Origin of the sequence: Nesterenkonia maliinae, from assembly GCF_051262655.1 — a bacterium.
Taxonomy (GTDB): domain Bacteria; phylum Actinomycetota; class Actinomycetes; order Actinomycetales; family Micrococcaceae; genus Nesterenkonia.
Window position 1 is genome coordinate 1 of sequence record NZ_JBIMEY010000004.1, and the last position, 24,119, is coordinate 24,119.

General features: G+C 68.4%; 24 protein-coding genes. 16 read left to right on the forward strand and 8 right to left on the reverse strand.

The features are described from left to right. Positions 1-50: 50 nt before the first annotated feature. From ACHAA4_RS08780 to ACHAA4_RS08795, 4 genes are all read left to right on the forward strand, one after another. Positions 51-866 (forward strand): electron transfer flavoprotein subunit beta/FixA family protein, encoded by an 816-nt coding sequence (locus ACHAA4_RS08780; protein WP_435773794.1) that lies wholly within the window; start codon positions 51-53, stop codon positions 864-866. Then, positions 863-1,822 carry an electron transfer flavoprotein subunit alpha/FixB family protein gene (locus ACHAA4_RS08785; protein WP_435773795.1) on the forward strand — a complete coding sequence of 320 codons (960 nt, stop codon included), beginning with the start codon at positions 863-865 and terminating at the stop codon, positions 1,820-1,822. The genes ACHAA4_RS08780 and ACHAA4_RS08785 overlap by 4 nt, the downstream gene beginning before the upstream one ends. A gap of 77 nt (positions 1,823-1,899) precedes the next feature. Continuing rightward, positions 1,900-2,814 (forward strand): HpcH/HpaI aldolase/citrate lyase family protein, encoded by a 915-nt coding sequence (locus ACHAA4_RS08790; RefSeq protein ID WP_435773796.1) that lies wholly within the window; start codon positions 1,900-1,902, stop codon positions 2,812-2,814. Positions 2,815-2,873: 59 nt separating this feature from the next. Next, entirely contained in the window at positions 2,874-4,040 is a 1,167-nt protein-coding gene (locus ACHAA4_RS08795; protein WP_435773797.1) for an acyl-CoA dehydrogenase family protein, read from the forward strand. Positions 4,041-4,072: 32 nt separating this feature from the next. Here ACHAA4_RS08795 and ACHAA4_RS08800 read toward each other — a convergent pair whose 3' ends face one another. After that, a complete protein-coding gene (locus tag ACHAA4_RS08800; RefSeq protein ID WP_435773798.1) occupies positions 4,073-4,537 on the reverse strand; it encodes a GNAT family N-acetyltransferase in 465 nt (154 codons plus the stop codon). Between the two features lie 101 nt (positions 4,538-4,638). On the opposite strand from ACHAA4_RS08800, the gene ACHAA4_RS08805 reads away from it, so the two are divergent. Further along, complete coding sequence (locus ACHAA4_RS08805; RefSeq protein ID WP_435773799.1) at positions 4,639-6,018, forward strand: sugar porter family MFS transporter; 1,380 nt, start codon at positions 4,639-4,641, stop codon at positions 6,016-6,018. A 32-nt stretch (positions 6,019-6,050) separates the two neighbouring features. Here the strand turns inward: ACHAA4_RS08805 and ACHAA4_RS08810 are convergent, their stop codons facing one another. Further along, the gene (locus ACHAA4_RS08810) at positions 6,051-6,311 is read right to left on the reverse strand and encodes a hypothetical protein (RefSeq protein ID WP_435773800.1); all 261 of its coding nucleotides are present in this window, start codon (positions 6,309-6,311) and stop codon (positions 6,051-6,053) included. Positions 6,312-6,692: 381 nt separating this feature from the next. Here ACHAA4_RS08810 and ACHAA4_RS08815 point away from each other — a divergent pair, with 381 nt between their 5' ends. The 3 genes from ACHAA4_RS08815 to ACHAA4_RS08825 are packed head-to-tail and all read left to right on the forward strand — an operon-like array spanning position 6,693 to position 9,455. Then, a complete protein-coding gene (locus ACHAA4_RS08815; RefSeq protein WP_435773801.1) occupies positions 6,693-7,808 on the forward strand; it encodes a maleylacetate reductase in 1,116 nt (371 codons plus the stop codon). 34 nt (positions 7,809-7,842) lie between these two features. Further along, complete coding sequence (locus ACHAA4_RS08820; RefSeq protein WP_435773802.1) at positions 7,843-8,802, forward strand: VOC family protein; 960 nt, start codon at positions 7,843-7,845, stop codon at positions 8,800-8,802. Between the two features lie 23 nt (positions 8,803-8,825). Then, positions 8,826-9,455 (forward strand): alpha/beta hydrolase, encoded by a 630-nt coding sequence (locus ACHAA4_RS08825; protein ID WP_435773803.1) that lies wholly within the window; start codon positions 8,826-8,828, stop codon positions 9,453-9,455. A 33-nt stretch (positions 9,456-9,488) separates the two neighbouring features. On the opposite strand, the gene ACHAA4_RS08830 is transcribed toward ACHAA4_RS08825, so the two are convergent. Together ACHAA4_RS08830 and ACHAA4_RS08835 are read right to left on the reverse strand one after the other, a co-directional pair. Further along, on the reverse strand, positions 9,489-10,469 hold the full coding sequence (locus ACHAA4_RS08830; protein ID WP_435773804.1) for an ArsA family ATPase: 981 nt from the start codon (positions 10,467-10,469) through the stop codon (positions 9,489-9,491). A gap of 15 nt (positions 10,470-10,484) precedes the next feature. Further along, positions 10,485-10,865, reverse strand: coding sequence for a cory-CC-star protein (locus ACHAA4_RS08835; RefSeq protein ID WP_435773805.1), 381 nt, complete (start codon positions 10,863-10,865; stop codon positions 10,485-10,487). 122 nt (positions 10,866-10,987) lie between these two features. On the opposite strand from ACHAA4_RS08835, the gene ACHAA4_RS08840 reads away from it, so the two are divergent. Continuing rightward, a complete protein-coding gene (locus ACHAA4_RS08840; protein WP_435773806.1) occupies positions 10,988-11,509 on the forward strand; it encodes a DoxX family protein in 522 nt (173 codons plus the stop codon). A gap of 217 nt (positions 11,510-11,726) precedes the next feature. On the opposite strand, the gene ACHAA4_RS08845 is transcribed toward ACHAA4_RS08840, so the two are convergent. Beyond that, positions 11,727-13,217 (reverse strand): amidohydrolase family protein, encoded by a 1,491-nt coding sequence (locus ACHAA4_RS08845; protein WP_435773807.1) that lies wholly within the window; start codon positions 13,215-13,217, stop codon positions 11,727-11,729. Positions 13,218-13,470: 253 nt separating this feature from the next. On the opposite strand from ACHAA4_RS08845, the gene ACHAA4_RS08850 reads away from it, so the two are divergent. Genes ACHAA4_RS08850 through ACHAA4_RS08865 form a run of 4 tightly spaced genes read left to right on the forward strand, consistent with a single transcriptional unit; the run spans position 13,471 to position 16,908 of the window. After that, positions 13,471-14,694, forward strand: a complete 1,224-nt coding sequence (locus ACHAA4_RS08850) for a CaiB/BaiF CoA transferase family protein (protein WP_435773808.1) — start codon at positions 13,471-13,473, stop codon at positions 14,692-14,694. Further along, positions 14,691-15,572 carry a citryl-CoA lyase gene (locus ACHAA4_RS08855; protein WP_435773809.1) on the forward strand — a complete coding sequence of 294 codons (882 nt, stop codon included), beginning with the start codon at positions 14,691-14,693 and terminating at the stop codon, positions 15,570-15,572. Before ACHAA4_RS08850 ends, ACHAA4_RS08855 begins: the two co-directional genes overlap by 4 nt. 2 nt (positions 15,573-15,574) lie before the next feature. Beyond that, positions 15,575-16,546 (forward strand): DODA-type extradiol aromatic ring-opening family dioxygenase, encoded by a 972-nt coding sequence (locus ACHAA4_RS08860; protein ID WP_435773810.1) that lies wholly within the window; start codon positions 15,575-15,577, stop codon positions 16,544-16,546. Continuing rightward, the gene (locus tag ACHAA4_RS08865; RefSeq protein ID WP_435773811.1) at positions 16,543-16,908 is read left to right on the forward strand and encodes a hypothetical protein; all 366 of its coding nucleotides are present in this window, start codon (positions 16,543-16,545) and stop codon (positions 16,906-16,908) included. Before ACHAA4_RS08860 ends, ACHAA4_RS08865 begins: the two co-directional genes overlap by 4 nt. Before the next feature lie 76 nt (positions 16,909-16,984). Here the strand turns inward: ACHAA4_RS08865 and ACHAA4_RS08870 are convergent, their stop codons facing one another. Both ACHAA4_RS08870 and ACHAA4_RS08875 read right to left on the reverse strand, forming a co-directional pair. Then, entirely contained in the window at positions 16,985-17,833 is an 849-nt protein-coding gene (locus tag ACHAA4_RS08870) for an IclR family transcriptional regulator domain-containing protein (protein WP_435773812.1), read from the reverse strand. Between the two features lie 10 nt (positions 17,834-17,843). Beyond that, complete coding sequence (locus ACHAA4_RS08875) at positions 17,844-18,536, reverse strand: GntR family transcriptional regulator (protein WP_435773813.1); 693 nt, start codon at positions 18,534-18,536, stop codon at positions 17,844-17,846. Between the two features lie 115 nt (positions 18,537-18,651). Here ACHAA4_RS08875 and ACHAA4_RS08880 point away from each other — a divergent pair, with 115 nt between their 5' ends. Genes ACHAA4_RS08880 through madM form a run of 3 tightly spaced genes read left to right on the forward strand, consistent with a single transcriptional unit; the run spans position 18,652 to position 22,777 of the window. After that, on the forward strand, positions 18,652-21,570 hold the full coding sequence (locus ACHAA4_RS08880; protein WP_435773814.1) for an AMP-binding protein: 2,919 nt from the start codon (positions 18,652-18,654) through the stop codon (positions 21,568-21,570). Between the two features lie 42 nt (positions 21,571-21,612). Continuing rightward, positions 21,613-22,014, forward strand: coding sequence for a malonate transporter subunit MadL (madL, locus tag ACHAA4_RS08885; protein ID WP_083504639.1), 402 nt, complete (start codon positions 21,613-21,615; stop codon positions 22,012-22,014). Between the two features lies 1 nt (position 22,015). Next, on the forward strand, positions 22,016-22,777 hold the full coding sequence (gene madM / locus ACHAA4_RS08890) for a malonate transporter subunit MadM (protein WP_435773815.1): 762 nt from the start codon (positions 22,016-22,018) through the stop codon (positions 22,775-22,777). Positions 22,778-22,988: 211 nt separating this feature from the next. On the opposite strand, the gene ACHAA4_RS08895 is transcribed toward madM, so the two are convergent. Further along, positions 22,989-24,005, reverse strand: a complete 1,017-nt coding sequence (locus ACHAA4_RS08895; RefSeq protein WP_435773816.1) for a MinD/ParA family ATP-binding protein — start codon at positions 24,003-24,005, stop codon at positions 22,989-22,991. Positions 24,006-24,119 lie beyond the last annotated feature (114 nt).

Sequence of the window (24,119 nt, forward strand, 5' to 3'; positions counted from 1 at the left end):
GGAACATCTCTGATACTCCACACATTTCGAGAGTGAGGCGGGAGCACCGCATGGCGAATGCACCCCTGCACATCATCACCCTGGTCAAATGGGTCCCCGATGCCCAGCTCGAGCGCCGGTACAACGCCGAGGGGCGCATCGACCGCTCCGAGGGCGTGCTGAGCGAACTGGACGAGTACCCGCTGGAGGCCGCGTTGCAGCTGCGCGAGGCCGCGCAGGACCGGGAGGTGCGGGTCACCGCGCTGACCATGGGTCCCGCCGGATCCAGCACCGCCGTGAAGAAGGCCCTGCAGATCGGCGCCGACGACGCCTACCAGCTCACCGATGAGGCCCTCATCGGCGCCGATATCTGGGCCAGCTCAGTGGCGCTGAAGGCCGCCGTCGAGGCCGTGGCCGGCGCCAGCGAGTTCGACTCCGGCGAGCCGGAGTACCTGGTGCTCACCGGCATGGCCTCCGAGGAGGGGGAGTCCGGCGCGATCCCCGCCCAGCTGGCCGAACGCCTCGGCGCCCACGTGGTCACCTACGCCACCGGCCTCGAGCTCGAGCCCGAGCGTCTGGTGGTCACCCGCTCCGGCGGCACCGAGTCGCAGAAGGTCGCGGTCCGCATGCCTGCCGTCGTCTCGGTCACCGACCAGGCCAACGACCCGCGCTACCCCAACTTCAAGGCCATCATGGCGGCGAAGAAGAAGCCGCTGACCCGCTTCAGCCTCGCCGACCTCGGGCTGCGCGCCGAAGAGGTCACCGCGAAGGTCCGCGTGCTGACCACCACCGCACGCCCACCGCGCACCGCGGGAGAGATCATCACCGACGAAGGGGACGCCGGTCTGAAGATCGTCGAATTCCTGGCGAAGGAGCGTCTGCTGTGAGCAATGCCCTGGTCTTTTTCGATGTGCTCGGCGAGGCGCTGAGCCCCTCCCAGCGTGAGCTGATCGCCCAGGCGCAGTCCCTGGGCGAGGTCCACGTCGCCATCGGCGCCTACCAGGGGGACCCCACCCCGGCACTGGCGATCAGCGGGATCGGGGAGGTCTACCTCGCCGAGACCAGCCTGCCCGCCCCCGAGGTAGCCGTGGTGGACCTGCTCGAGACCGCCGTCGCCGAATGCGACGCCGGGATCATCCTGGGCTCCGCCACCGCGGACATCACCGACGCCCTGGCCCGGCTCGCCGTGCGGCTCGACACCGGGATCATCTGCGGCATCGCGGCGCTCAACGGTGAACTCGTCGCCACGAAGTCCGAGCTGGCCGGCTCCTACACGACCATGTCGCAGCTGATCCCCGCCCCGGGTCGGCCGCTGGTCGCGACCTTCAAGCCGAACAACCTCGACCCGGAGCGGGTCGACGAGCTCCTGGAGACAGGCGATGCGCCCGACGGCACTGTGCTGCCGGTGCGCCCCTCCGTGGGCGGGGTCGAGATCCTCGAGCGCACCGCGCTGGAGGTCTCCGCCCGACCAGCACTGGCCGAGGCGCGCGTCGTCGTCGCCGGCGGCCGCGGTGTGGAGGGCGACTTCACCCCGCTGGAGGAGCTCGCGGACGAGCTCGGCGCCGGACTGGGCGCCTCCCGGGCGGCCACCGACGCCGGCTGGATCGAACACGCCGCCCAGGTGGGCCAGACCGGGGTCACCGTCTCCCCGCAGCTCTACATCTCCGCCGGCATCTCGGGTGCGATCCAGCAGCGCGCCGGCATGCAGACCGCCGGGACCATCGTGGCGATCAACAAGGACGAGGATGCTCCGGTCTTCGAGATCGCCGACTTCGGCGTGGTGGGGGACCTGCACGAGGTCATCCCACAGATGATCGAGGAGCTGCGCCGACGCAAGGGGTGACCCTGTCCGCGCGACCCGCCCCAGAACAGGCTCTCCCACCCGAGAGTCGACACGCCCACCACACTCGGAGCACAGACATGTCTCACCCCACCAAGGCCCGCTTCGGGCTGGGTCCCGCCCTGCTGTTCTGCCCGGCCAGCCGGCCCGAGCTCTTCGCCAAGGCTGCCGCCGTGGCCGACGCGGTGATCATCGACCTCGAGGACGCGGTGGTCTCCGGGGAGAAGGAGATCGCCCGCAACAATATGGTGCAGGCACTGAACTGGGGCGAGGAGTCCATGGACCCCGCGCGCACCCTGGTGCGGGTCAACGCCCCGGCCTCCGGAGAGCTCGAGGCGGACCTCCGCGCCCTCGCAGGCACGGAGATCAGCTACGTGGTCATCGCCAAAGCTGAGCGCACCGAGGTCCTCGACCAGGTCGCCGCCGCCCTGCCCGGCGTCGGACTGATCCCGCAGATCGAGACTCCGATCGGGGTGCTCAATGACCTGGCGCTGACTCAGCACCCGGCCACCGCCGCCCTGCTGTGGGGGACCGAGGACCTGATCGCCGGCATCGGCGGCACCACCTCGCGCAACAACGACGGCTCGCAGCGCGAGATCATCCGGTTCACCCGCAACCGGCTGCTGCTCACCGCGGGCGCCGTGGGCGTGCCCATCATCGACGCGGTGTTCACCCGAGTCCCCGACCTCAATCGTCTCGCGGTGGAGACCGAGGACGCCTGCGCCTCGGGCTTCATCGGCAAGGCCTGCATCCATCCCAAACAGATCGACGCGATCCGGAAGGCCTACACGCCCACCGCCACCGACCTGGAATGGGCCAAGGGCGTCATCGCCGCCTTCGAGAACAGCGCTGGGCTGGCACCGGGCGCCGGGCATCGGGCCGACCCGGAGCTCGCCGGTGCGTTCAGCTTCCGCGGTGAGATGATCGACATGCCGGTGATCATCCAGGTCCAGCGCATCCTCACCCGCTTCGAGTCCATCGGCAAGGTCGCCTGAGCCTCCCGGCACGCCCGCTGAACCCGACTCCGCGTCTCCCGAAAGGTCACCAGCCCCCGATGTTTGCCGGCTTCTACGACGAGATCCACGAGGAGTTCCGCGAGGTGGTGCGCGAATTCGTCGCCCGCGAGATCATTCCGCACTACCAGGCGTGGGACAACGCCCACATGATCGAGCGGTCGATGTGGCTCGCCGCCGCGGAGAACGGGCTGCTCGGACTCGCCGTGGAGGAGGAGCACGGGGGCATGGGTCTCGGGGACTACCGCTTCCGGATGATCCTCGACGAGGAGCTCGCCCGCGCCGACGCGCTCGGCGTCGCCCTCGCGCTGCACCTCCACGACGACTGGGTGCTCCCGGCGCTGCTGAAGTTCGGCTCCGCCGAGCAGCACCAGGCGTGGCTGCCGCGCTTCATGGACGGCTCCTTCGTCTCCTCGGTCGCGTTCACCGAGCCCGGGGCAGGTTCTGACCTGCGCGCCGTGCGCACCAAGGCGGTCAAGAACGACGACGGTGGCTGGACCCTCGACGGGCAGAAGACCTTCATCGGCAACGGCATCTCCGGCGACGGAGCCCTGGTCCTGGCCCGCACCGACGGCTCCGACGTCCGCCAGCGCGGCGCCGAGAGCTCCTTCAGCCTGTTCCTGGTCGAGAAGCAGGACAACCCGGGCTACCAGCCCGGACGCCAGCTGGAGAAGATGGGGCTCAAGGCCTCCGACACCGCCGAACTGTTCTTCGCCGGGGTGCAGATCCCGGCCGCGAACCTGATCGGCGAGGAGGGCCGCGGACTGGCCTACGCCAAGGCGATCCTGCCGCAGGGCCGACTCGGCATCGCGACCTCCGCCGCATCGATCACCGCGGAGGTGCTGCGCCAGACCCTCGGCTACGTCGCGGAGCGGCAGACCTTCGGGCAGCCGGTCAGCGAGTACCAGAACACCCGGTTCCAGCTCGCGGAGCTGCAGGTCGGACTCGAGGCCACCCAGCGCTACGTCGCGGCGGCCGTGGGCCAGTTCAACGCCGGAGAGCTGGACCTGGTCACTGCCTCGAAGGCGAAGCTCTGGGCCAGCGAGCAGGCCAAGGAGTCAGTGGACACCTGCCTGCAGCTGCACGGCGGCTACGGCTACATCCTGGACTACCCGGTCGCCCAGGCCTACCTCGCGGTGCGCCTGCTCACGATCTTCGGCGGCACCAGCGAGATCCTGAAAGAGACGATCGCCGCCGAGCTGCGCTGACGCTGCAACTCGGGAGGCAGCAACCGCCCCGCTCAGCCCAGGGTCCGGGTCATAAACACGCTGTTGGGATCCGGCACGTAGCTGCCGAAGGGCGGACATTCGGTGAAGCCGTGCCGTCGGTAGAGCCGGCGGGCCGCGGCGAAGTAGTCCTCCACGCCGGTCTCCAGGCTCAGCCGAGCGTAGCCGCGGGCACTCGCCACGCCGAGCAGGTGTTCCAGCATCGTGCTGGCCACCCCACGCCCGCGCGCCGCCACCGAGGTGCGCATGGTCTTGATCTCCCCATGCCCCGGGTCCAGCTCCTTGAGGGCGCCGCATCCGGCCAGCACCTCCCCGGGCTCCAGCCACGCGCTCCAGAACGTCATCCCCGGTCCCGCCAGGGCGTCCAGGTCCAGGGCGTGGATGCTCTCCAGAGGCGAGGTCGCATGCATGTCTCGCAGATGCTCCAGGATGAGCTCCCGCACGGCAGGATGGTCCAGGGTCCCCTCGGTGATGCGCATGCTCGATATTCTGCCACCGGTGAGTCCACGGACTAGTCTGATCTGGGTCCATGCGCAGGTCAGCGCCTGGGGCCTGGAACACAGCAGGGGAACGGAACAGCATGAGCACAGCAGCACCCGCCGGCACTCGAGCACGCCGCGGCTCCACTCTGATCTACCTCTTCGGCGCCCTGGGCGGGCTGAACTGGGGCTATGACACCGGCGTGATCTCCGCGGCGCTGGTGTTCCTGCGCCGAGACTTCGAGCTCAGCAGCTGGGCCGAAGGTGCGATCGTCACCGGCCTGATGGTCGGCGCCGCGATCGGCGCCTGCCTGGGCGGGCGGCTCTCCGACCGCTACGGCCGACGGGCGGTGCTGCTGGTGACCGCCGCACTGTTCCTCATCGCCCCGCTGGGCATGGCCTTCGCGCCCAACGCCGAAGTGCTCTTCGCCGCCCGGCTCGTGGTCGGTCTCGGCACCGGCCTGGCCGCCGTCGTCCTTCCGGTGTACCTCTCCGAGATCGCTCCGGCACGGATCCGCGGACGCGTCACCGCCTCCTACGTCCTGGCCATCGTGATCGGGCAGTTCCTCGGGTTCGTGGTCGGAGTGGCCTTCGCCCCGGTGGAGTCCTGGCGCTGGATGCTGGGACTCTCCGTGGTGCCGTCGGTGCTCTTCGCACTGGGACTGACCGTGGTCCGCGAGACCCCGCGCTGGCTGGTCCACCGCGGCCGGGAGGCGGAGGCGGAGCAGATGCTGCTGCGCGACCGGACCCCCGAGGAGGCCCGCCGCGAGCTCGGTGAGATCCACGAGGTCCATGAGGCGGAGAAGCGCGACGGCGTCTCAGGTCTGCGCGCGCTGCGCCGCCCCTGGGTGCTCTCGATCCTCGGGGTGGGGTTCGGCCTGGGCGTCTACCAGCAGGTGATGGGCATCAACGCGGTGCTCTACTACGCGCCCACCACGTTGCAGAACGTCGGCTTCTCGGATGAGGGAGCGATCGGCTCCAACCTGATCATCGGGGCGCTGAACATCGCCGCGGTCTGGATGGCGATCACCTACACCGACCGCTGGGGACGCCGCCCGATGCTGCTCGTGGGCGCCCTGGGCACCTCGCTGGCGCTCGCGGTGCTCGCCGTGGTGAACCTGGTCATGCCCGCTCCCGACGGGCTCGGGGCCCTGGGCATCGCGACCCTGGCCTGCCTCGCGGTGTTCATCTTCATGTTCCAGGTCAGCTGGGGCGCCCTGGTCTGGGTGGTGCTCGGGGAGATCTTCCCGCTGGGCGTGCGCGCGGCCGCCATGGGCGTGGTCACCACCGCGCACTGGCTGGCCAACGGCCTGGTCTCGCTGCTGTTCCCCACCGCGCTCGCCGCCTTCGGCGTGGGCTGGATCTTCGCCGGATTCTCGGTCATCTGCTTCACTGCGTTCGTCTTCACCGCGAAGAAGGTCCCGGAGACCAAGGAGCGCACGCTGGAGCAGATCGAGACCGCGTTCCGCCGCGCCGGCTGAGCCCACCCGACGGCTCAGATCGCGGCGGGCGTTCAGATTCCGGGCTGGTGCGGATTCCCGGGCATGGAGTTGGCCCATGGGACCCTCGGCCCGGAGGAGTCGCTGTTCACCAGCGACTCAAGCACCGAGTCCTCGGCCTCCCCAGAGGCTCGGTCAGAGACCCTGCGGATGTAGGCGCTGCTCGTGCGCGTCCAGAGCAGCACCAGTCCCGCCAGGGCCGGGACGACGGTCACGACCATGATCGGACCGAACATCAGCAGCGCCGGGGTCAGCACCAAGATGCAGGTGGCCAACACGCGCCCCCTCCGAGCGCCGCGGCCCCGGCGAGCAGCTGCACAGTGAAGCTCAGTCGCATCGTCCTGGGCTTCGCGGTGAAGGTCTTCGGCTCGGTCAGTCGCTGCTGGGACATCGTCAGAACTTCTCTGGTCCCGGGGGTCGGTGGATATCTCAGAGAGATGTTTATGTGTTGAGGGTCACTATTCTGCCAGTTGCGCCGTGGTTGGTTCGGGTGGAGGCCCATCGCGCCGCCCTGTGCACCTGCCAGGCTGGACGGCAGCCTCTTGACAGCCCAGGTGTTCCACATCACATAATGTCGTTCGGACAGTTGTCCGCATATTCCGCAGTCCTCGCACCTGCGGTCCTGACTCCGCCGCAGCGCGGGAGGAGAGACATCTATGACCATGAGCTTCAGCCACCAGACGCTGGGTCAGCGGGTCCATTTCGGCGTCGGGAATCTGACCACGGATGTGCGGACCGAGGCGAAGCGGCTCGGGGCCCAGGAGATCCTGCTCATCGCCTCACGCAGCGCGGAGCCCGCGGCCGATGATCTCCATGCGACCCTGCGCATCGCACACCGGCTCGACGGCGCGCGGCAGCACGTTCCCGTGGAGGATGTGGAGCTGGCCTGCGACGCCGCCACCCAGGCTGGGGCGGACCTGATCCTCTGTGTGGGCGGCGGCTCCGCCATCGGCCTCGGCAAGGCGGTCGCGCTGAAGACCCGCGCCCCGATCATCGCGGTGCCCACCACCTACGCCGGCTCCGAGGCGACCAACGTCTGGGGAGTCACCGAAGCGGGCGCCAAGACCACGGGGACCGACGAGGCGGTCCTGCCCCGAAGCGTGGTCTACGACGCCGAGCTGGTCCGTGATCTCCCCGCCGCGCTGGCGGGCGCCTCCGGGATGAACGCGCTGGCTCACTGCATCGACTCGTTCTGGGCGCCGGGCGCGGACCCGCTGAACAGCCTGTGGGCGGAGGAGGCCATCCGAGCCCTGCGACGGGGGCTGGCGCAGCTCGCCGAGGGGTCGATCCACAGCCTGGAGGGGAGCCAGCAGCTCCAGTACGGCGCCTATCTCGCCGCCACGGCCTTCGCCTCCGCCGGCTCGGGCCTGCACCACAAGATCTGCCACGTCCTGGGCGGAGCCTTCGGGCTACCCCATGCGCAGACCCACGCCGTGATGCTGCCCCACGTGCTGGCCTTCAACCTGCCGTCCGCGCCGGAGGCAGGGGAGCGCATCGCTGCGGCGCTGGGTGCCGCGGACTCGACCGACGGCCGGAGCGGCGACCCGCTCGCCGGCCTGGATCGGCTGCGCACCCAGATCGACGCCCCGCGGGCGCTGCGCGACCACGGACTCAAGGAGGCGGACCTTCAGCGCGCCGCGCAGCTGACCCTCGACGTCGTCCCGGACAGCAATCCGCGCCGGATGACCCTCGCGGACGCGACCGCGCTGATCCGCGCGGCCTGGTCCGGAGCGGATCCATCCGCATCGGCCGACAGTCCCCATCAGTCATAGATCGCAGCAGTCACCCCCACAGAAGGGCATCATCATGACGTATCTGCTCGGCTCCCACCACGTGACGCTCTCCGTCGGCAAGGCGCAGGAGGACGTGGACTTCCACACCAAGGTCCTGGGCATGCGGTTCATCAAGAAGACCGTGCTCTACGACGGCTCGATCCCGATCTACCACCTCTACTATTCCAATGCCAACGGTGACCCCTCCGCTGTGGTCACCACCTTCCCCTGGGCCCAGCAGGGGCTTTTCGGCACCCGGGGGACCAATCAGGCCCGCGAGGTGATGCTCGCGGTCCCGGCCGGCTCCATGGACTTCTGGGCGCAGCGGCTGAGCTCGATGCAGATCGAGCACCAGCAGTCGGAGCTCTTCGGCGAGCGGCGACTGGCGTTCAACCACCCCTGCGGACTCGAATATGTGCTGGTCGGAGTGCACGGCGATCCCCGGGTGGGCCATCCTGGACACGGCGTTCCGCCGGAGCATGCGGTGCACGGGATCTATGGGATGGGCATCCATGTCTATGACCAGGACCGGATGGTGGACTTCGCCAAGGATGTCTTCTTCCTCGGTGGCGAGATCGCCGAAGCCGGCGACGTCGCCCGGTTCAAGGTCGGCTCCGACGAGTTCGGGAACTGGGTGGAGCTGCGCGGGAATCGCACCGATGACCAGGGCACCTGGCGGTTTGCAGCCGGGACCTATCACCACTTCGCCTGGAACTTCGACACCCTGGAGAACCAGGAGGCCTCGAAGTTCGCGATCGAGGGCGCGGGCTATACCGACATCTCCGAGCTCAAGGACCGGACCTACTTCAAGTCCCACTACGTGCGCACACCCGGAGGAGCACTGTTCGAGCTCGCAGTGACCCACGCCGACGGCGGTTGGGACTGCGACGAGTCTCCCGAGGAGCTGGGCCGCAAGTTCATGCTGCCCCCGCAGTTCGAGCATGAGCGCGAGCACATCATGTCCCAGCTCGAGCCGCTGAGCGTGGACGACTGATCGCGGTGCCCAACCATGACGAGATGGACCTCGTGCATTACGGCGCCGCCCCCGAGGACGCGCGGCTCGTGGTGTACGGGGTCCACGGTCGCACCCAGAGCCCGCAGTTCTTCATCGACTTCGCCGCACGCCTGGAGCTGGAAGGGATCTGCTGGTGGCTGCCGAGCGCGGCAGAACACTCCTGGTATCCGGGGAAGTTCATGGAGCCGCCCGAGTCCAACCAGCCGCAGCTGGACCAGGCGCTGGGGGTGATCCACGATCAGCTCTCAGGCCTGCTGCAGACCCGCGACGCCGGCGGCGCCCCGGTGGTGGTCTTCGGATTCTCTCAAGGCGCCTGCCTGCTGACAGAGCATCTGCTCACGATCCAGCCAGCGGTCGACGGCGTGGTGCTGCACACCGGCGGATATCTCGGGCCGCGGCCGCGCAGCTTCGCCCCGGCCGCTGCGCCCGGTCTGCGCGGACTCGCGGTGGAGCTCTTCTGCGCCGATGAAGACCCCTGGGTGCCGCTGCACCGGGCGAAGGACACCGCCGCGGCGTTCGAGGGGCTGGCCGGGGTGACCACGCTGAGCGTCTACCGCGACGAGGAGCACCACATCACCGACGACGCCGTCGCCCGGATCCGCCACTGTCTGAGTCGGCTGTCCCGGGACTGAGCCGCCTCCCGGGACTGCGCCGCCCCGAAGGCCTCAGCGCAGCTCGCGGGCCAGACGCTGGATCGCGGCCGGACCCACCAGGTCACCGGCGAGCAGCGGCAGCGTGTCCACCGCGACCCCGGGAAGCAGCTCGGCCAACGACTCGAGGTGGCGCTGCTCCTGCTGTCTGCGCGCGGCCAGATACTCCCCGGCGTCGGTGGGGGAGAGCCGGTTGACCACCAGGCCGCCGACGTCGACGCCGGCCTCGCGCAGCTGGGCGCAGAGCTCCACGGATTCCAGGACCGGGAGTCGCTCCGGGGTGAGCACCACCACGAAGCTGCAGACCTCTGCGTCGGCCAGGACCTCACGCATCATCTCGAAGCGCGCCTTCCGGCGGGTCAGCACCTGCCGGATCCGCTGGTCCCGGTTGGTCGAGGAGGTCTTCGCGGGGTCGTCGTCGCCGTCGAGGACGCGCACCGCTGCACCAAAGCGCTCGGCCTTGCTGCGCCGGGTCAGCAGCCCCGACATCCAGGTGGACATGATCTCGGGCAGCGCCATCAGTCGAGCGGTGTGGCCGGAAGGGGCGGTGTCGAACACGATCAGGTCATGGGAGTCGAGGCCGTATTCGATGAGCACGGCGATCCGTTCCAGGATGGCGGACTCATGGGTGCCCGGCGACTGGGCGGAGAGCTTGAGATGCGCCGCGACCTGCGGGTGGAGGTGTGCGGGCATGAAGTCCCGCAGATTGGCCCCGACCTCGGCGAGGTGCTCGTCGATGGTGCGCTGCGGGTCGATCTCGATCCCGCTCAGCACCCCGCCGGTGGCGTCATGGCGGTAGAGCTCCACCGCGTCATCGCCCACGGCCTGGTCCCATAGGTGGCCCAGATTATGCGCCGGGTCCGTGGAGACCAGCAGCACCCGTCGGCCGGCGGCCGCCTGGTGCAGCGCCAGCGCCGAGGCGGTCGCAGTCTTGCCGACTCCGCCCTTGCCGCCGAGGAAGAGCACTCGGCGTCGTTCAATCAGGTCCAACAACATGCGCGCAGAGTCCTTTCAGCAGCAGCCGAGTCCGTCCATGGGGGAGTGCTCCAGCCCCTGGCGGGTGTGCCATTCATGCATCCGGTCCAGCATCTCCGGCAGCAGCTCCAGCGTCATCCCAGAGGCGGGGTTCGGCAGGCCTAACGCCTCGGAGAGCACCAGCATCATGAACAGGTCCTCCTCGTCGCGCTTGGCGCGGGCGAAGACCCGTCGATACGGGGCGACGTAGAACTCGTGGAGCCCGGCGTTGAACCGCTTCCACAGGCTCGCCGGCTCCCCAGGTCCGAGGCCATCGCTGCCGCGGGAGCCGGGCTGACCGGATCGGGGGTCATGGGCGTGAGGATCGCGCCCGGATGAGCGTGTGACGGGGTCCCCCTTCCCCGCAGAGCGGGTCATCTCCTGTGAGGCACCTCATGTTACGCGAGGCTGGCCGGGCCGTGCTGGAGCCCTTGACGAAGATCGGCTGCCGGGCAAGACTGGTCATAAACGGACATGCGTCCGCTTATTGAAAGGTGATCATGGACATCGGTCTGCTGCTGCTGCGCCTGGTGCTGGCGCTGATCCTCTTCACCCACGCCAGCCAGAAACTCGCGGGCTGGTTCGGCGGCAACGGGCTGCGCCGCCAGGGGGAGATCTTCGCCTCGCTCGGGCTGCGCCCGGGCCGCGGCATGGTCCTCGCGGCGGGACTCTCTGAACTGATCGCCGCGACCCTGCTGCTGCTGGGACTGCTCACTCCGGTCGGCGCGCTCCTCGCGGCAGGAACTATGGTGGTGGCCGGGGTGACCATGCAGCTGAACTCCGGAAAGTTCTGGAACATCGCCGGAGGCGGAGAGTATCCCTACGTGCTCGCGGCGGCCGCCGCCGTGCTGGGCTTCACCGGAGCCGGGGCCCATTCGCTGGACGCCTGGTTCTCCGGAGAGGCCTGGAGCACGCTGATCCATGAGCCGGTGACCTGGGTGGGCACCCTGATCGTGCTCGCAGCGCTGGCGGCCGCGGTGCCCTTCGCCCTGGTGGTCCGCCGCGCGGCCGTCTCCCGCTGATCCCGGAGCCGGAGCCGGAGCCGAGGCGGGGCCGGAGCCGAGGCGGGGCCGGAGCTCGGAGTCGGATCTGCCGCCGCGCGGCCTCTCGGCAGGCCCTCGGCACCGCCCGGGCCGCGGACCCAGGAGGCACGACTGGGGCTGCGCTCCCCTCGAGCGCAGCCCCAGTTCTGCATGCACGTGACCGGTGCGAGGGATCACGTGCAGGTATTCTGCCGGCTCAGGCGTCAGGACCCCGCCCCTGCGCAGCATGGGTCTTCTCCGTGCGGTACTCGGTATAGGTGTAGGGGTTGTCCAGGATCTTGGTCTCGGGCACCTCTGGGCTCATCCCGGCCTCCCACTCCTGCTGACCCAGCTCCGCGGCGATATGGTCCACGGTGGCCTCCACGGTCCTCCGAACCTTGGCCAGGTCCACATCGACCAGCTTGTGCTCGTGCTTCACGATCCTGCCGTTGACCATCACAGTGTGCACATCCCCGCGCTGGGCCTGGAAGACCACGTGGCCGTGCGGGTTCAGGATCGGGAACATCGCCGGGGAGTCGTCGTTCTTGATCAGCACGATGTCGGCCTTCTTGCCGACCTCGAGGGAGCCGATGGACTTCTCCATCCCCAGCGCCTCAGCGCCGCCGTGGGTGGCCCAACCGACCACCTGATCGGCGCGCAGGCCCAGGTTGGTGCAGGTCTCACCGGTGGCATGGTGTTCGAAATGCTCCCGCGCCCGGTCCGAGCTCAGCGTGGAACGCATGGCCGCGAACGGATCCGCGCTCCACCAGACCGAGGTGTCCACCGAGAGGGAGACCGGGATCCCATGCCTGCGCAGCTGCCAGGAGGAGGGGTATCCCTGACCGCAGCTGGACTCGGACTCCGCCGAGACCGAGGCCGCACCTCCTGTGGCGGCGATCCGCTGATAGGAGTCCTGGTTCAGGGTGGCCGCGTGGACGTAGACGGTCTTCTCGTTCATGAACCCGTGCTCGTGCATGAGTCGGATCCCGTCGTCGTTGGTCGCGCCCCAGACGCCGGCGTGGGTGGTGACGCCCACGCCCAGGTCCCGGGCGACCTCGAAGGCCTTCTTCTCCGGGAACTCCGGGTCACCGGTGACGTCGAAGGCCATCTGGAAGCCGAGCATGTCGTCGCCGAGCTGACCGCCTGCGCGGGGGATCCGGCGGTCCACGAAGTCGCGGAACTCAGGGGAGGCGGACCACTCCCAGGGTCCGGCGTGGATGTTGCCGTAGGCGAAGACGAAGCGGCCGGCGACCTCTTCGAGGGCGTCCACCGCGGCGTCGGCGTGGTCCACGGTGGAGAGCCCGTGAGACCAGTCCACCGAGGTGGTGACGCCGGAGTCGATGGCCTCCACGGCGGAGAGCAGGTTGCCGGCGTAGATGTCCTCGGGGCGGAACTTCTTGCCGTGTTCGAGGTAGTTCCAGACGAAGTACTGGGTCAGCGTCCAGTCGGCCCCGTAGCCCCGCATGGCGGTCTGCCACATGTGTCGATGCGTGTCGATGAACCCAGGAGTGATCATCCCGCCCTCGGCGTCGATCACCCGAGCATGCTCGGGGGCCTGGAGATCCGGACCGATGGCCGCGATGGTGTCATCCACCACCAGGACATCACCCCTGGTCAAGACGCTGTGCTGCTTGTCCATGGTCAGCACGATCCCATTCTTGAAGAGAACGGGCGCGCTGGTGCCGTTGGATGCGGCGTCAGAACTCATGTCAGCCTCCTGTGAAGATGTCTGTGATGGCCCTCACAATAGCGCGCGTTCGCACAGTGGACAAGAGTCCGATTACTTTGTGACGCCGATCTCGTCAGGCTCATTCTAGGAAACCGCGACCAGATGCACCTGGGGTTGACTGCCGCGTGTCCCCGGTGTGAAACTGATCACGAGATACGCGGACGACTGTCCGCTTGACGACGCACAGTGCGGAATGCCGGCGGTGCGGAAATCGTAGAAAGAGGACTCCGTGATGAGCCAGAACAGTCCCCATGGCGCCGCCGCCGCGCAGTCTGGACGCGAGACAGGTTCACCCGCCGGCCTGCCGCTGGAGGGGGTCCTGATCGCCGACTTCTCCCGGGTGCTCGCCGGCCCCTACGCCACGATGCTGCTGGGAGACCTCGGTGCCGAGGTGATCAAGGTCGAGAACGCCGGCGGCGATGACACCCGGACCTGGGTCCCACCGCGCCGTCCGGACGGGGTCTCCACCTACTATGCAGCGATCAACCGCAACAAGAAGTCGATCGTGTTGGACTTCAAGGACGCCGATGACCTCGCCGCCGCCCAGCAGCTGGCCCAGCGTGCCGACGTCGTCATCGAGAACTTCAAGCCCGGCGGACTCAAGAAGTTCGGACTGGACTATGACGCGGTGTCGAAGACCAACCCCAGCGTCATCTACTCCTCCATCACCGGATTCGGCACGGAGGGGGAGGGCGCGAAGTACCCGGGCTATGACCTGATCGTGCAGGCGATGTCGGGGCTGATGAGCCTCACCGGCTCCCCGGACGGCCCGCCCTACCGCGCCGGGATCAGTGTGTTCGACGTGATGGCCGGGCTGCATTCGACCATCGGCATCCTCGCCGCGCTGCGCCAGCGCGACCACACCGGCGACGGCGCCCACGTCCAGGCGTCCCTGATGGCCTCGGCCATGTCCGGGCTGGTGAACCAGACCCATGCCTACGTGGGCGGCGGCACCACCCCGATGCGCATGGGCAACGCCCACCCCTCGCTCTACCCGTATGAGGCCATGCCCACCGCCGACGACGACGTGATCATCGCGGCCGGCAACAACACCCAGTTCAGCAGGCTCTGCACAGTGCTGGGGATCCCCGAGATCGCGCAGGACGAGCGCTTCGCCGACGTCGGAGACCGCACCGACCGCCGCGACGAGCTGCGCCCGATCCTGGAGGCCGAGCTGGCCAAGCACACCGCCCAGGAGCTGTTCGAGAAGCTCAACGACGTCGGGGTGCCCTGCGGCCCGATCAACACCATCAAGCAGGGCGTGGAGTACGCCGAAGCGCTGGGATTGGAGCCGGTGGTGCAGGTGGGCAGCGGGGAGAACGCTGTCCCCGGCGTCCGGCACCCGCTGACGTTCAACACCATGACCCCGCGCTACGAGCTGGCGCCGCCGGAGCTGGGGGAGCACACCGAGGAGATCAAGGCCTGGCTGAAGACCGAGGAAGGGGCCCAGCGATGAGCACCGCAGACAACGATGGTCAGGCGCCGAGCTACCCCACATCGCTGGGGACCTCCACCGCCGAGGAGATCAGCCTCATGGGGCAGTCCCTCTCCGAGGACCTGATGGGCAAGGTCGGGTTCGCCGAGCTTGCCTTCTGGATGACCGCCACCCGCCGACCCACCCCCGGTGAGCTGCGGACCTTCGAGGCGGTGCTGGTCGCGCTGGCCGACCACGGCTTCACCCCCACCGCGATCGCCGCCCGGCTGACCTACCTCTCAGCACCAGAGTCCATCCAGGGTGCCATCGCCGCCGGCCTGCTCGGCGGCGGCTCCCGCTTCCTCGGGGTCACCGAGGACACCGGCAAGTTCCTGCACCAGGTGCTTGAGGCCGACGACGGCGAGCGCAGCACCGACGCGGACTATGACGCGTTGGCGCGTGCGGCGATCACCCGGGCACGGGCGGCCAAGCAGATCGTCCCCGGACTGGGCCATCCGGTGCACAAGCAGGGCGATCCGCGCACCCCACGACTGATCCAGATCGCCGAAGAGGGCGGCACCCGCGGGGAGCACCTGCGGCTCTTTGAGGCCATGGGTCGGGTCAGCGAGGAGGTCCTGGGCAAGAAGCTCCCGCTCAACGGAGCCGGGGTCTGCGGGGCAGCCCTGGCCGACCTGGGGCTCCCGGTGGACTTCCTGCGCGGCTTCGCCCTGCTCGCGCGGACTGCCGGGCTGCTGGGACAGATCGCGGAGGAGCGGCGGAACCCGATCGCCAATGACATCTATATGCACGTGGACCGGAATGCGACGTTCGTTCCGCTGGTCCCGGATGAGCCCGCGGACACTGATCCGTCCACGGCGCCAGACCAGAGCGGCCACACCGATCCGGCAAGGGAGAGCTGAGCATGGCAGAGCTGACCGCGGTGCTTGCGAGCACCCACCACCCGTTCTACTACAAGGCCACCACCTCCCCGGAGGATCAGCGCCCGCCCTACGCCGCCGACTGGCAGCGCAAGGTCGAGGCCTACCGCGAGACGCTCACCGCCGCGGAGCCCGACATCCTGGTGATGGTCGGAGCGGATCACTTTCACCAGCTCTGGCTGGACAACTATCCGCAGTTCCTGATCGGCAAGCAGGAGACCTACGACGCGACCTTCTACAACGAGGAGCGCGAGTTCGGGATCCCGAAGTACACCCTGGCCGGCGACATCGAGCTCTCCCGCTACATGCACGAGGAGCTGCTGGGCAAGGACTTCGACTTCTCGGTCAGTCACGAGCTGAAGATCGACCACTCGATCATCTGCCCGATCATCACGGTCCGCCCCGACGCGGACCTGCCGATCGTGCCGATCTACACCAATATCTTCGTGCCCCCGCTGCCCTCACCGCGCCGCTTCTATGCTGTGGGACGGGCGATCCGGGAGATCATCGACAGCTTCCCCAGCGACAAGAAGGTCGCCGCCATCGGGACCGGGCACCTCTCGCTGGAGCTCGGCGGACCGCGCCAGTTCGGCGAGCACGGCCCGGACCCGCTGTTCGACGCCGATGCCATCGAATGGCTCTCCACCGGCAACATCGACGCGATCCTGGACAACGTCACCCACGAGTCCATGGCCGGGGCGGGCAACGCCACCCACGGCTTCATGGACCTGCTGCTGATGATGGGCATCGCCGGCCCCGGAGTCCACGCCGACTACGTCGATCACCTGGACCTGTTCCACACCCGGGAGATGTACATGACCTGGTACCCGAACAAGACCCAGGACCAGCTCGACGCCGCCGCCCGCGCGGCCGCGACCGCGAACGCCAGCACCGGGCCGATCTACGCGTCCGATCCGGCCTGGGAGAAGTTCCGTGTGACCCAGGAGCAAGCATGAGCAAGTACTACGTCAACAAGTTCCTCTTCACCATCGACCGGGACCCCGAATGGGTGGCCCGCTATCGCGAGGACCCTCGGGCCACAGTGGACCGCTGGGAGAAGGAGGTCGGGCGCTGGCTGAACTCCGTGGAACAGACCAGCTGGCTCGAGTTCAGTCCAGAGGAGCGCGAAGCCCTGTCCACCCATGACTACGTGTGGCTCTTCGAGCACGGGGCTCACTTCTTCCTGAACCTCACCCTCTTCATCGCGCTCTTCGACGAGGAGTATGCCGCCGCCAAGGGGCCGCTGGCGTTCCAGACCGAGATGGCGCAGAAGCTGGGCCACTGGACCGGACGGGACTACCCCTCCGTGGCCATGTGAGCCGTCGGGCTCAGCTCAGCGCGTGACCGTATGCCGGGTCGCGTCGAGCGCAGCCCCGAGCAGTGACGTCCCGGGTCTACTCCTCCGGCGAGGCCAGCAGCGGGATGCGTCCGACAGCGTCGGCGTCGCGCTCGCGGACGTCGCTGGGCAGCGACTGCCAGCGCGTCCAGTCCTCGGTGACGGCGTCTGCGGCCTCGCGCAGCGGCGGCAGATGCTTCGTCAGCAGGGTCTCCACGCTGGTCTCGGCCGCATGGACGGTGGTGTTCATCGAGGCGAGCACCCGGCCATGGGAGTCCCGGACCGGGACGGCGATCGAGCGGATTCCGCGGGCCAGCTCTTCATCGGCCAGCGCGTAGCCCTGTTGCTTCACTCGGTCCAGCTCCTCGAGGAACGACTTCTGGTCCCACTGCACCACCGGGATCACCGAGGAGCGTGAGGGGTCGGAGAGCCTCTGCAGGATCTCTCGGCGTTCCATGTCGGCCAGCAGGACCTTGCCCTGAGAGGTCGGGGGCGCCGGGAACCGGGTTCCGATGTCGACCCGCAGCCCGATCAGCTTCGGCACCGCCACGCGGGCCACATAGACGATGTCCGGACCGTCCAGCTGGGACATCGACGCAGACTCGTGGGTACGGGTCACCAGCGCCTCCAGGTGCGGCTTCGCCACATCCCAGAGTCCGAGCGAGCCCACATAGGCCATGCCCAGCTCCATCACCCGGGGGGTCAGCGCGAAGAGGCCCTTGTCGGCGCGCACGTACTCCAGCTCCTGGAGGGTCATCAGGATCCGTCGCGCGGTGGGTCGGGCGAGATCGGTGGCCTTGGCCACCTGGCTCAGGGTCAGGCTGGGGTACTCGGGCGTGAATGCCGTGATGACGGACAATCCGCGTGAGATGGCCTCGATGAATTCGGGACTTCGCTCCGGTGACATCTGATTCCTTTCAGTGGAGCTGGGTCTGGGGCTGGTCGAGGCGGGCTTCGCGCAGTCTGGTCCAGGTCCGGACGAGCTGGCTGAACTCCTTGACCTGCACCAGGACGTGATCGCGTGCGGTGTTCTCTGCGGTCTCGCCGTCTCCGGCGCTGATCGCGTTCACGATCGCGAGGTGCTCCGCCAGCGAGCGGCGCATGCGGTCGGGCGCGCGGAGCTGGAGTCGCCGGTAGGGCTGCAGCACGCGGCGCAGGTGGTGCGCCTGCTGCTGCAGGTAGCCGTTGCCGCAGGAGTCATAGATGATCCCGTGGAACCAGGCATTGGCGTAGTAGTAGCCATCGGCATCCCCTTGAGCTTCGAAGCGCTCACATTCTTTCAGCGCCTGGCCGAGTTCCGCCAGGGCCTCGCGCTCGATCCGCCGGGACGCCAGCCGGGCGGCCATGCCTTCGAGCTCTGCCATGAGCTCGAAGCGCTCGGCGAGCTCAGGGAGGCTCAGCTCGGTGACGTAGGTGCCCTGCTTGGGGCGGATGCGGACCAGCCCGGAGCGCTCGAGCGCCTGCAGGGCCTCTCGCACCGGCGTGCGTGAGCAGCCGAATTCCTGCTGCAGCTTGGCAGGGTCCAGCCGCTCGCCGGGACCGTACTGTCCGTCGACGATGGCGTTCTCCAGCGCATCGCGCACGCGCTGGGATTCCGGGACTCTGACCATGACACCTCCTGCCACGAGCATATCGCCAGCCACCGAATGTGGCGTGGGTCACGTTTATACCCTATAGTCCCTGTTATATACATCACGGTCATTGATATACACGGAGGGAGGGATCATGGCGACCACCCAAGGCTGGCTCCTCGCCGACCTGCTGCGCAGCCTCGGCGGACACAAGGCCCCGCAGGGCATCGAGGCCCACGAGCCCGCGGCCCTGAATCAGCTCACCGCCGCCTGCGCGGTCCTGATGGGGGACCTGGGCGAGGCGTCCATGCGGGCCGTGGCCGAGCGCGCCCTGGCCACCTACCGCGAGCTCGACGATAAGGCGCGCATCCAGTTCTTCACGCACATGCTCCATGCCTACGCGGTGGAGCAGGACGATCTGCGCCGGGCCTACGCGAGGTGGGACGCCAGCGAAGGTCAGGCCGAGCTGGCGGACCTCTTCGAAGCCAGCGAGCCCCGCCGCCAGGCGCTGCTGCGCCGGCTCAACCACGCCCCGGACGGCACCCTGCACCTGGTCAACATGCGCGCCGATCTGCGCCGCGTGATGCGAGATCACACCGCTCTGGCTCCCTTGGACCGGGACTTCCGGCACCTGCTGAGCTCGTGGTTCAACCGCGGGTTCCTGCGCATGGAGCAGGTCGGCTGGGACGCCTCCCGGGAGATGAAGAATCATCTGCTGCGCTATGAGAAGGTCCACCCCATGCGGGACCTGAACGACCTCAAGCGTCGCCTCCGGCCCAAGGACCGCACCTGCTACGCGTTCTTCCACCCCGCCACCGGGGACCTCCCGCTGATCTTCGTCGAGGTGGCGCTGGTGAAGGGGATCCCCGGTGCGATCGAGCCTCTGCTCAGCGCCACCGAGGCGCTCAACCCGGCGAAGACCGACACCGCGGTGCTCTACTCGATCAACAACTCCCTGGACGGTCTGGCCGGCATCTCCTTCGGAAGCCTGCTGATCAAACAGGTCATCGACCAGGTCTCCACCGAGCTGCCCCACCTGGCGAACTTCGTGACGCTCTCTCCGATCCCGGGGTTTCGGCGCTGGCTGCGCGAACAGGCCCGCACCGCGGCGTCCCAGGAGCTCGCCGCGCTGCACATCGACCTGGCGGAACTGGGCGGCCCGGGACAGACCGTGACCGCGGAGCTGCGCGCCCGGCTCTGCACGGCGCTGGCCCGCTACGTCGCCGTCGAGCGCCGCGCGGACGGCCAGCCGCTGGATCCGGTGGCGCGCTTCCATCTGGGCAACGGGGCCACCGCCTGGCAGCTGCACTGGCCGGCCAGCGGAGCGGACTACATGTGGGAGCAGTCCTACGGGGCGATGATCAACTACCGCTATGACCCCTCCCTGGTGGAGCAGCGCCACGAGAACTACGTCCGGCACGGGGTCGTCGCGCTGGGAGACCAGGTCTCCGGCCTGCTTCCGGCCGGCACTGCCGATACAGCCGGCACAGCAGATGTGATCAGCACCCCAGACACCAGCTCAGCAGACATCCGCAGCGAGAAGGGAACCGCACCAGTGGAGAACCACACCGACGGCATCTACCAAGGCTTCATCCAGCAGGCACAGGCTCACCCTGAGAAGCCGCTGTTCCACCTTCCCGAGGGGCGCACGCTCACCTACGCGCAGGTGCTCCACACCTCCCGCCGGATCGCGACGAAGCTGATCGGCGACGGCGTCGTCCCCGGCGACCGGGTCGCCGCGCAGGTGGAGAAGTCCCCCGACGTCATCGCGCTCTACCTCGCGACCCTCCAGGTCGGTGGCGTGTATCTGCCGCTGAACACCGCCTACACCGGGTCCGAGATGGACTACTTCATGTCGGACGCCGCCCCGCGGGTCCTCGTCTGTGACCCGAGCCAGGCCGCCGAGCACGTCAGGCGCGGCAAGGACGGCATCGTCGTCGAGACCCTCGGTGCCGCAGGGGAGGGCACGCTGCTCGCCGCGGAGCAGGAACACACCGAGATCGCCCAGCTGCGCCCCACGGACCCTGGCGCGATCCTCTACACCTCCGGGACCACCGGCCGCTCCAAGGGTGCAGTGCTGACCCAGGGAAACCTGGCCGCGAACTGCGCCTCACTGATCCAGTCCTGGGAGTACACGAGCGAGGACGTGCTGATCCACGCGCTGCCGATCTTCCACATCCACGGGCTCTTCGTCGCGGTCAACATGACCCTGGTCGCCGGGGCCTCCATGATCTGGCTGCCGAAGTTCGACCCCGACGCCGTGCTCGACGCCATGCCCCGGGCCACCGTGCTGATGGGCGTGCCCACCTTCTACACCCGGCTGCTGGGCACGCAGCGGCTCGACGCCGAGGCGTGCGCCGGGATCCGACTCTTCGTCTCCGGCTCGGCTCCGCTGCTGGCCAGCGACCATGAGGCCTTCGAGGCCCGCACCGGGCATGCCATCCTGGAGCGTTACGGGATGACCGAGACCGGGATGAACACCTCCAACCCCTACCGCGGAGGACCGCGCCGGCCCGGCACCGTGGGACACCCGCTGCCCGGCGTCGAGGTGCGGATCGTGGACCGCGAGACCCAGGCGACGCTGCCCCAGGGCGAGGTCGGCATCATCGAGGTCCGCGGAGCCAACGTGTTCGCCGGCTACTGGAACATGCCCGAGAAGACCGCCGAGGAGTTCCGCGAGGACGGCTTCTTCATCACCGGAGACCTCGGGGTGATCGATGACCAGGGCTACCTGAGCATCGTGGGCCGCGACAAGGACCTGGTCATCTCCGGAGGCTTCAACATCTACCCCAAGGAGGTCGAGGGGCTCATCGATGATCACCCCGGCGTCCTCGAATCCGCCGTCATCGGGGTGCCGCACCCCGATCTGGGAGAGGGCCTGGTGGCCGTGGTGGTCCCCGCCGGCGGCGACGCCCTTGATGAGACCAAGATCCTGCGGGCGCTCGCCGGCGAGCTGGCCCGCTTCAAGCAGCCCCGGGCCGTCCGCTTCGTGGACGCGCTGCCGCGCAACGTGATGGGCAAGGTCCAGAAGGCCGAGCTCCGCAAGCAGTACACAGACCTCTTCAGCAGCTGAATGCTCGCTCAAGAGACTTCTATACCAAGTCAGGAGTAGACGATGGTTCTCTATGGAGTCGCAGCGCTGGCGCTGTGCATGCTCGTAGGAATGCTGATCGGTGACGTCCTCGGGGTCGCCGTCGGCGTCGACGCCAATGTCGGCGGGGTGGGCTTCGCGATGATCCTGCTCGTCGTGGCCACCGACCGGCTGCGCAAGCGGGGCCTGTTCCCGAAGCCGACCGAACAGGGAGTCCTGTTCTGGTCCGCCCTGTACATCCCGATCGTGATCGCGATGGCCTCCACGCAGAACGTGGCCGAAGCCATCGGCGGCGGACCCATGGCCGCGATCGCCGGTCTCGGCGCACTCGCCGCAGGAGCCGCCCTGGTTCCGGTGATCGCCCGCATCGGCGGACAGTCTGAACCGCTGCCCGCAATGACCGAAGAAGAGAAGCAGGAGGCCTGAGATGGAAATCATCGCTGATGTGCTCGAACGCAACGGCCTGCTGTTCGCCTTCGTGGTGGTCGGCGCGCTGATGATGATCTCGGGCTGGCTGTCGAAGACGCTGACCCGCGGCCGCCTGCAGGGCTCCGCCATCGCCATCATGCTCGGCCTGGTGCTGGCCTACTTCGGCGGCATCCAGACCGGTGGGGAATCCGGCCTCGCCGATATCGCCATCTTCAGCGGCCTGGGCCTGATGGGCGGCGCGATGCTGCGTGACTTCGCGATCGTGGCCACCGCCTACGGCGTGGACCTCCAAGAGATCAAGAAGGCGGGCGCCGCAGGCGTGGTCGCGCTCATCGCGGGCATCGTCGTCTCCTTCGTGGTGGGCGCAGCCGTGGCCGCCGCGTTCGGCTATACCGATCCGGAGTCGATGGCCACCATCGGCGCCGGCGCCGCGACCTACATCGTGGGACCGGTCACCGGCACCGCGATCGGGGCCAGCTCCGAGGTGATCGCGCTCTCGGTGGCGGCCGGGCTGATCAAGGCCGTGGTGGTCATGGTCTGCACCCCGCTGATCGCCCCCTTCATCGGGCTGAACAACCCGAAGTCAGCCATGGCCTATGGGGGACTGATGGGCACCACCTCCGGGGTGGCCGGCGGACTGGCCGCCACCGACAAGCGCCTCGTCCCCTACGGAGCCATGACCGCGACCTTCTACACCGGACTGGGCTGCCTGCTCGGCCCCTCGGTCTTCTACTTCGCCCTGGTCGGCCTCTTCGGCTGAGCTGCGGAGTCACCGACGAACACGACGACGACGGTGGCCGTTCACCTGCACCCAGGTGAGCGGCCGGCGTCGTCGTATTGGGGGGAGGAGGCCCGGCGCATCGCTGACCGGGTCACAGAATCTGGGCTTCCTGCTCTCCATGAGCGTCGCGGTCGCGGCCATCGCCTCGACGGTGATGACCACCAGCTCGCCCGGGAGCGCCCTGCGGGGTCTACCTGTACCCGTCCACCATGGCCGCGGCGATGTCCATATAGGCCCGACGGGTCTCCTCCTGGAGCATGTCCAGATTGATCCGGTCCCCGTCCACCACGGCGCGGTCGAAGGGCACCACCACCAGCTTGCCGCAGTAGCCCCGCAGACTCTCCTGGATGGCCTGCTTGTCCACCCGGTCCGAGACGGGCTCCTTGTCGGTGATCACCACGATGGATTCCTGGGCCAGCCGCTCATAGCCGTGATTGGCCAGCCAGTTCAGCGTCTGCAGCGCACGCTGGGCGCCGGAGACCGCAAATCCTGCGGCGATCACGATGTTGTCGGCAGTGTGCAGGATCCCCTTCATGGCGTTGTGGGTGACCCCGGTGCCGCAGTCGGTGACGATCACTGAGTAGTACTTGGCGAACTCAGCGTGGATCCGGAGCCACTCCTCGGCGGTGAGGCTGTCTGAGAGTGCCGGATCCTGTTCCCCCGCGAGCACGTGCAGCCGCCCGGCCTGCTGCAGGTAGCCCTGCAGGGCGGTCAGCGAATCGACGTCGTCGAGCTTCTTGAGCAGGTCGGTGATGCTCGGCGGCTGATGTGCCTGGATCGCCCGCTCACCGAGCGCTCGCTCGACCAGGTCTCCGGAATCCGGGTTGGCGTCGATGGCGCAGGGGATGTCGCCCCGGTGCTGGGCCAGAGCCATTCCGATGCCCACGGTGGTGGAGGTCTTGCCGATCCCGCCCTTGAGTGAGAGCACCGCGGTGGTGTGGCTGCCCTGCAGCGGGCGGGAGATCCGCTCGATCAGTTCCTGCTCCTGCAGCTCCTTCTGGCTGGGGCCGATGTTGATCACTCCTCCGCTGGCCGTATAGAGGAATCGGCGCAGACCGCTTTGCGGCTTCTCCGGTGCCACAGAGATGAAGGGTCGCCCCGCTTCGGCGAGGCGTCGACGTTCGGCCCGGGTGGGAAGGTCCCGGGTTTCACCGTTGAGCGGTGGCGGGGCGACGGCACCGGGGTGCTCGGCTGGACTCTGCGACATGGGAAACCCTCCCGCTCAACGATGCGACACCTGAGGATTCCCGGTCAGCGCATGCTGGGAGCTTGCGTCAGCACGCAGTGTGACATCAGGCGGCGACACGGCTTGAACAGTTGC

Coding starts and splice junctions, on each gene's coding strand:
- ACHAA4_RS08780 (WP_435773794.1), top strand. CDS start 51: ATGGCGAATGCACCCCTGCACATCATCACCCTGGTCAAATGGGTCCCC.
- ACHAA4_RS08790 (WP_435773796.1), top strand. CDS start 1,900: ATGTCTCACCCCACCAAGGCCCGCTTCGGGCTGGGTCCCGCCCTGCTG.
- ACHAA4_RS08795 (WP_435773797.1), top strand. CDS start 2,874: ATGTTTGCCGGCTTCTACGACGAGATCCACGAGGAGTTCCGCGAGGTG.
- ACHAA4_RS08800 (WP_435773798.1), bottom strand. CDS start 4,537: ATGCGCATCACCGAGGGGACCCTGGACCATCCTGCCGTGCGGGAGCTC.
- ACHAA4_RS08805 (WP_435773799.1), top strand. CDS start 4,639: ATGAGCACAGCAGCACCCGCCGGCACTCGAGCACGCCGCGGCTCCACT.
- ACHAA4_RS08815 (WP_435773801.1), top strand. CDS start 6,693: ATGACCATGAGCTTCAGCCACCAGACGCTGGGTCAGCGGGTCCATTTC.
- ACHAA4_RS08820 (WP_435773802.1), top strand. CDS start 7,843: ATGACGTATCTGCTCGGCTCCCACCACGTGACGCTCTCCGTCGGCAAG.
- ACHAA4_RS08825 (WP_435773803.1), top strand. CDS start 8,826: ATGGACCTCGTGCATTACGGCGCCGCCCCCGAGGACGCGCGGCTCGTG.
- ACHAA4_RS08830 (WP_435773804.1), bottom strand. CDS start 10,469: ATGTTGTTGGACCTGATTGAACGACGCCGAGTGCTCTTCCTCGGCGGC.
- ACHAA4_RS08835 (WP_435773805.1), bottom strand. CDS start 10,865: ATGACCCGCTCTGCGGGGAAGGGGGACCCCGTCACACGCTCATCCGGG.
- ACHAA4_RS08840 (WP_435773806.1), top strand. CDS start 10,988: ATGGACATCGGTCTGCTGCTGCTGCGCCTGGTGCTGGCGCTGATCCTC.
- ACHAA4_RS08845 (WP_435773807.1), bottom strand. CDS start 13,217: ATGAGTTCTGACGCCGCATCCAACGGCACCAGCGCGCCCGTTCTCTTC.
- ACHAA4_RS08850 (WP_435773808.1), top strand. CDS start 13,471: ATGAGCCAGAACAGTCCCCATGGCGCCGCCGCCGCGCAGTCTGGACGC.
- ACHAA4_RS08855 (WP_435773809.1), top strand. CDS start 14,691: ATGAGCACCGCAGACAACGATGGTCAGGCGCCGAGCTACCCCACATCG.
- ACHAA4_RS08860 (WP_435773810.1), top strand. CDS start 15,575: ATGGCAGAGCTGACCGCGGTGCTTGCGAGCACCCACCACCCGTTCTAC.
- ACHAA4_RS08865 (WP_435773811.1), top strand. CDS start 16,543: ATGAGCAAGTACTACGTCAACAAGTTCCTCTTCACCATCGACCGGGAC.
- ACHAA4_RS08870 (WP_435773812.1), bottom strand. CDS start 17,833: ATGTCACCGGAGCGAAGTCCCGAATTCATCGAGGCCATCTCACGCGGA.
- ACHAA4_RS08875 (WP_435773813.1), bottom strand. CDS start 18,536: ATGGTCAGAGTCCCGGAATCCCAGCGCGTGCGCGATGCGCTGGAGAAC.
- ACHAA4_RS08880 (WP_435773814.1), top strand. CDS start 18,652: ATGGCGACCACCCAAGGCTGGCTCCTCGCCGACCTGCTGCGCAGCCTC.
- madL (WP_083504639.1), top strand. CDS start 21,613: ATGGTTCTCTATGGAGTCGCAGCGCTGGCGCTGTGCATGCTCGTAGGA.
- madM (WP_435773815.1), top strand. CDS start 22,016: ATGGAAATCATCGCTGATGTGCTCGAACGCAACGGCCTGCTGTTCGCC.
- ACHAA4_RS08895 (WP_435773816.1), bottom strand. CDS start 24,005: ATGTCGCAGAGTCCAGCCGAGCACCCCGGTGCCGTCGCCCCGCCACCG.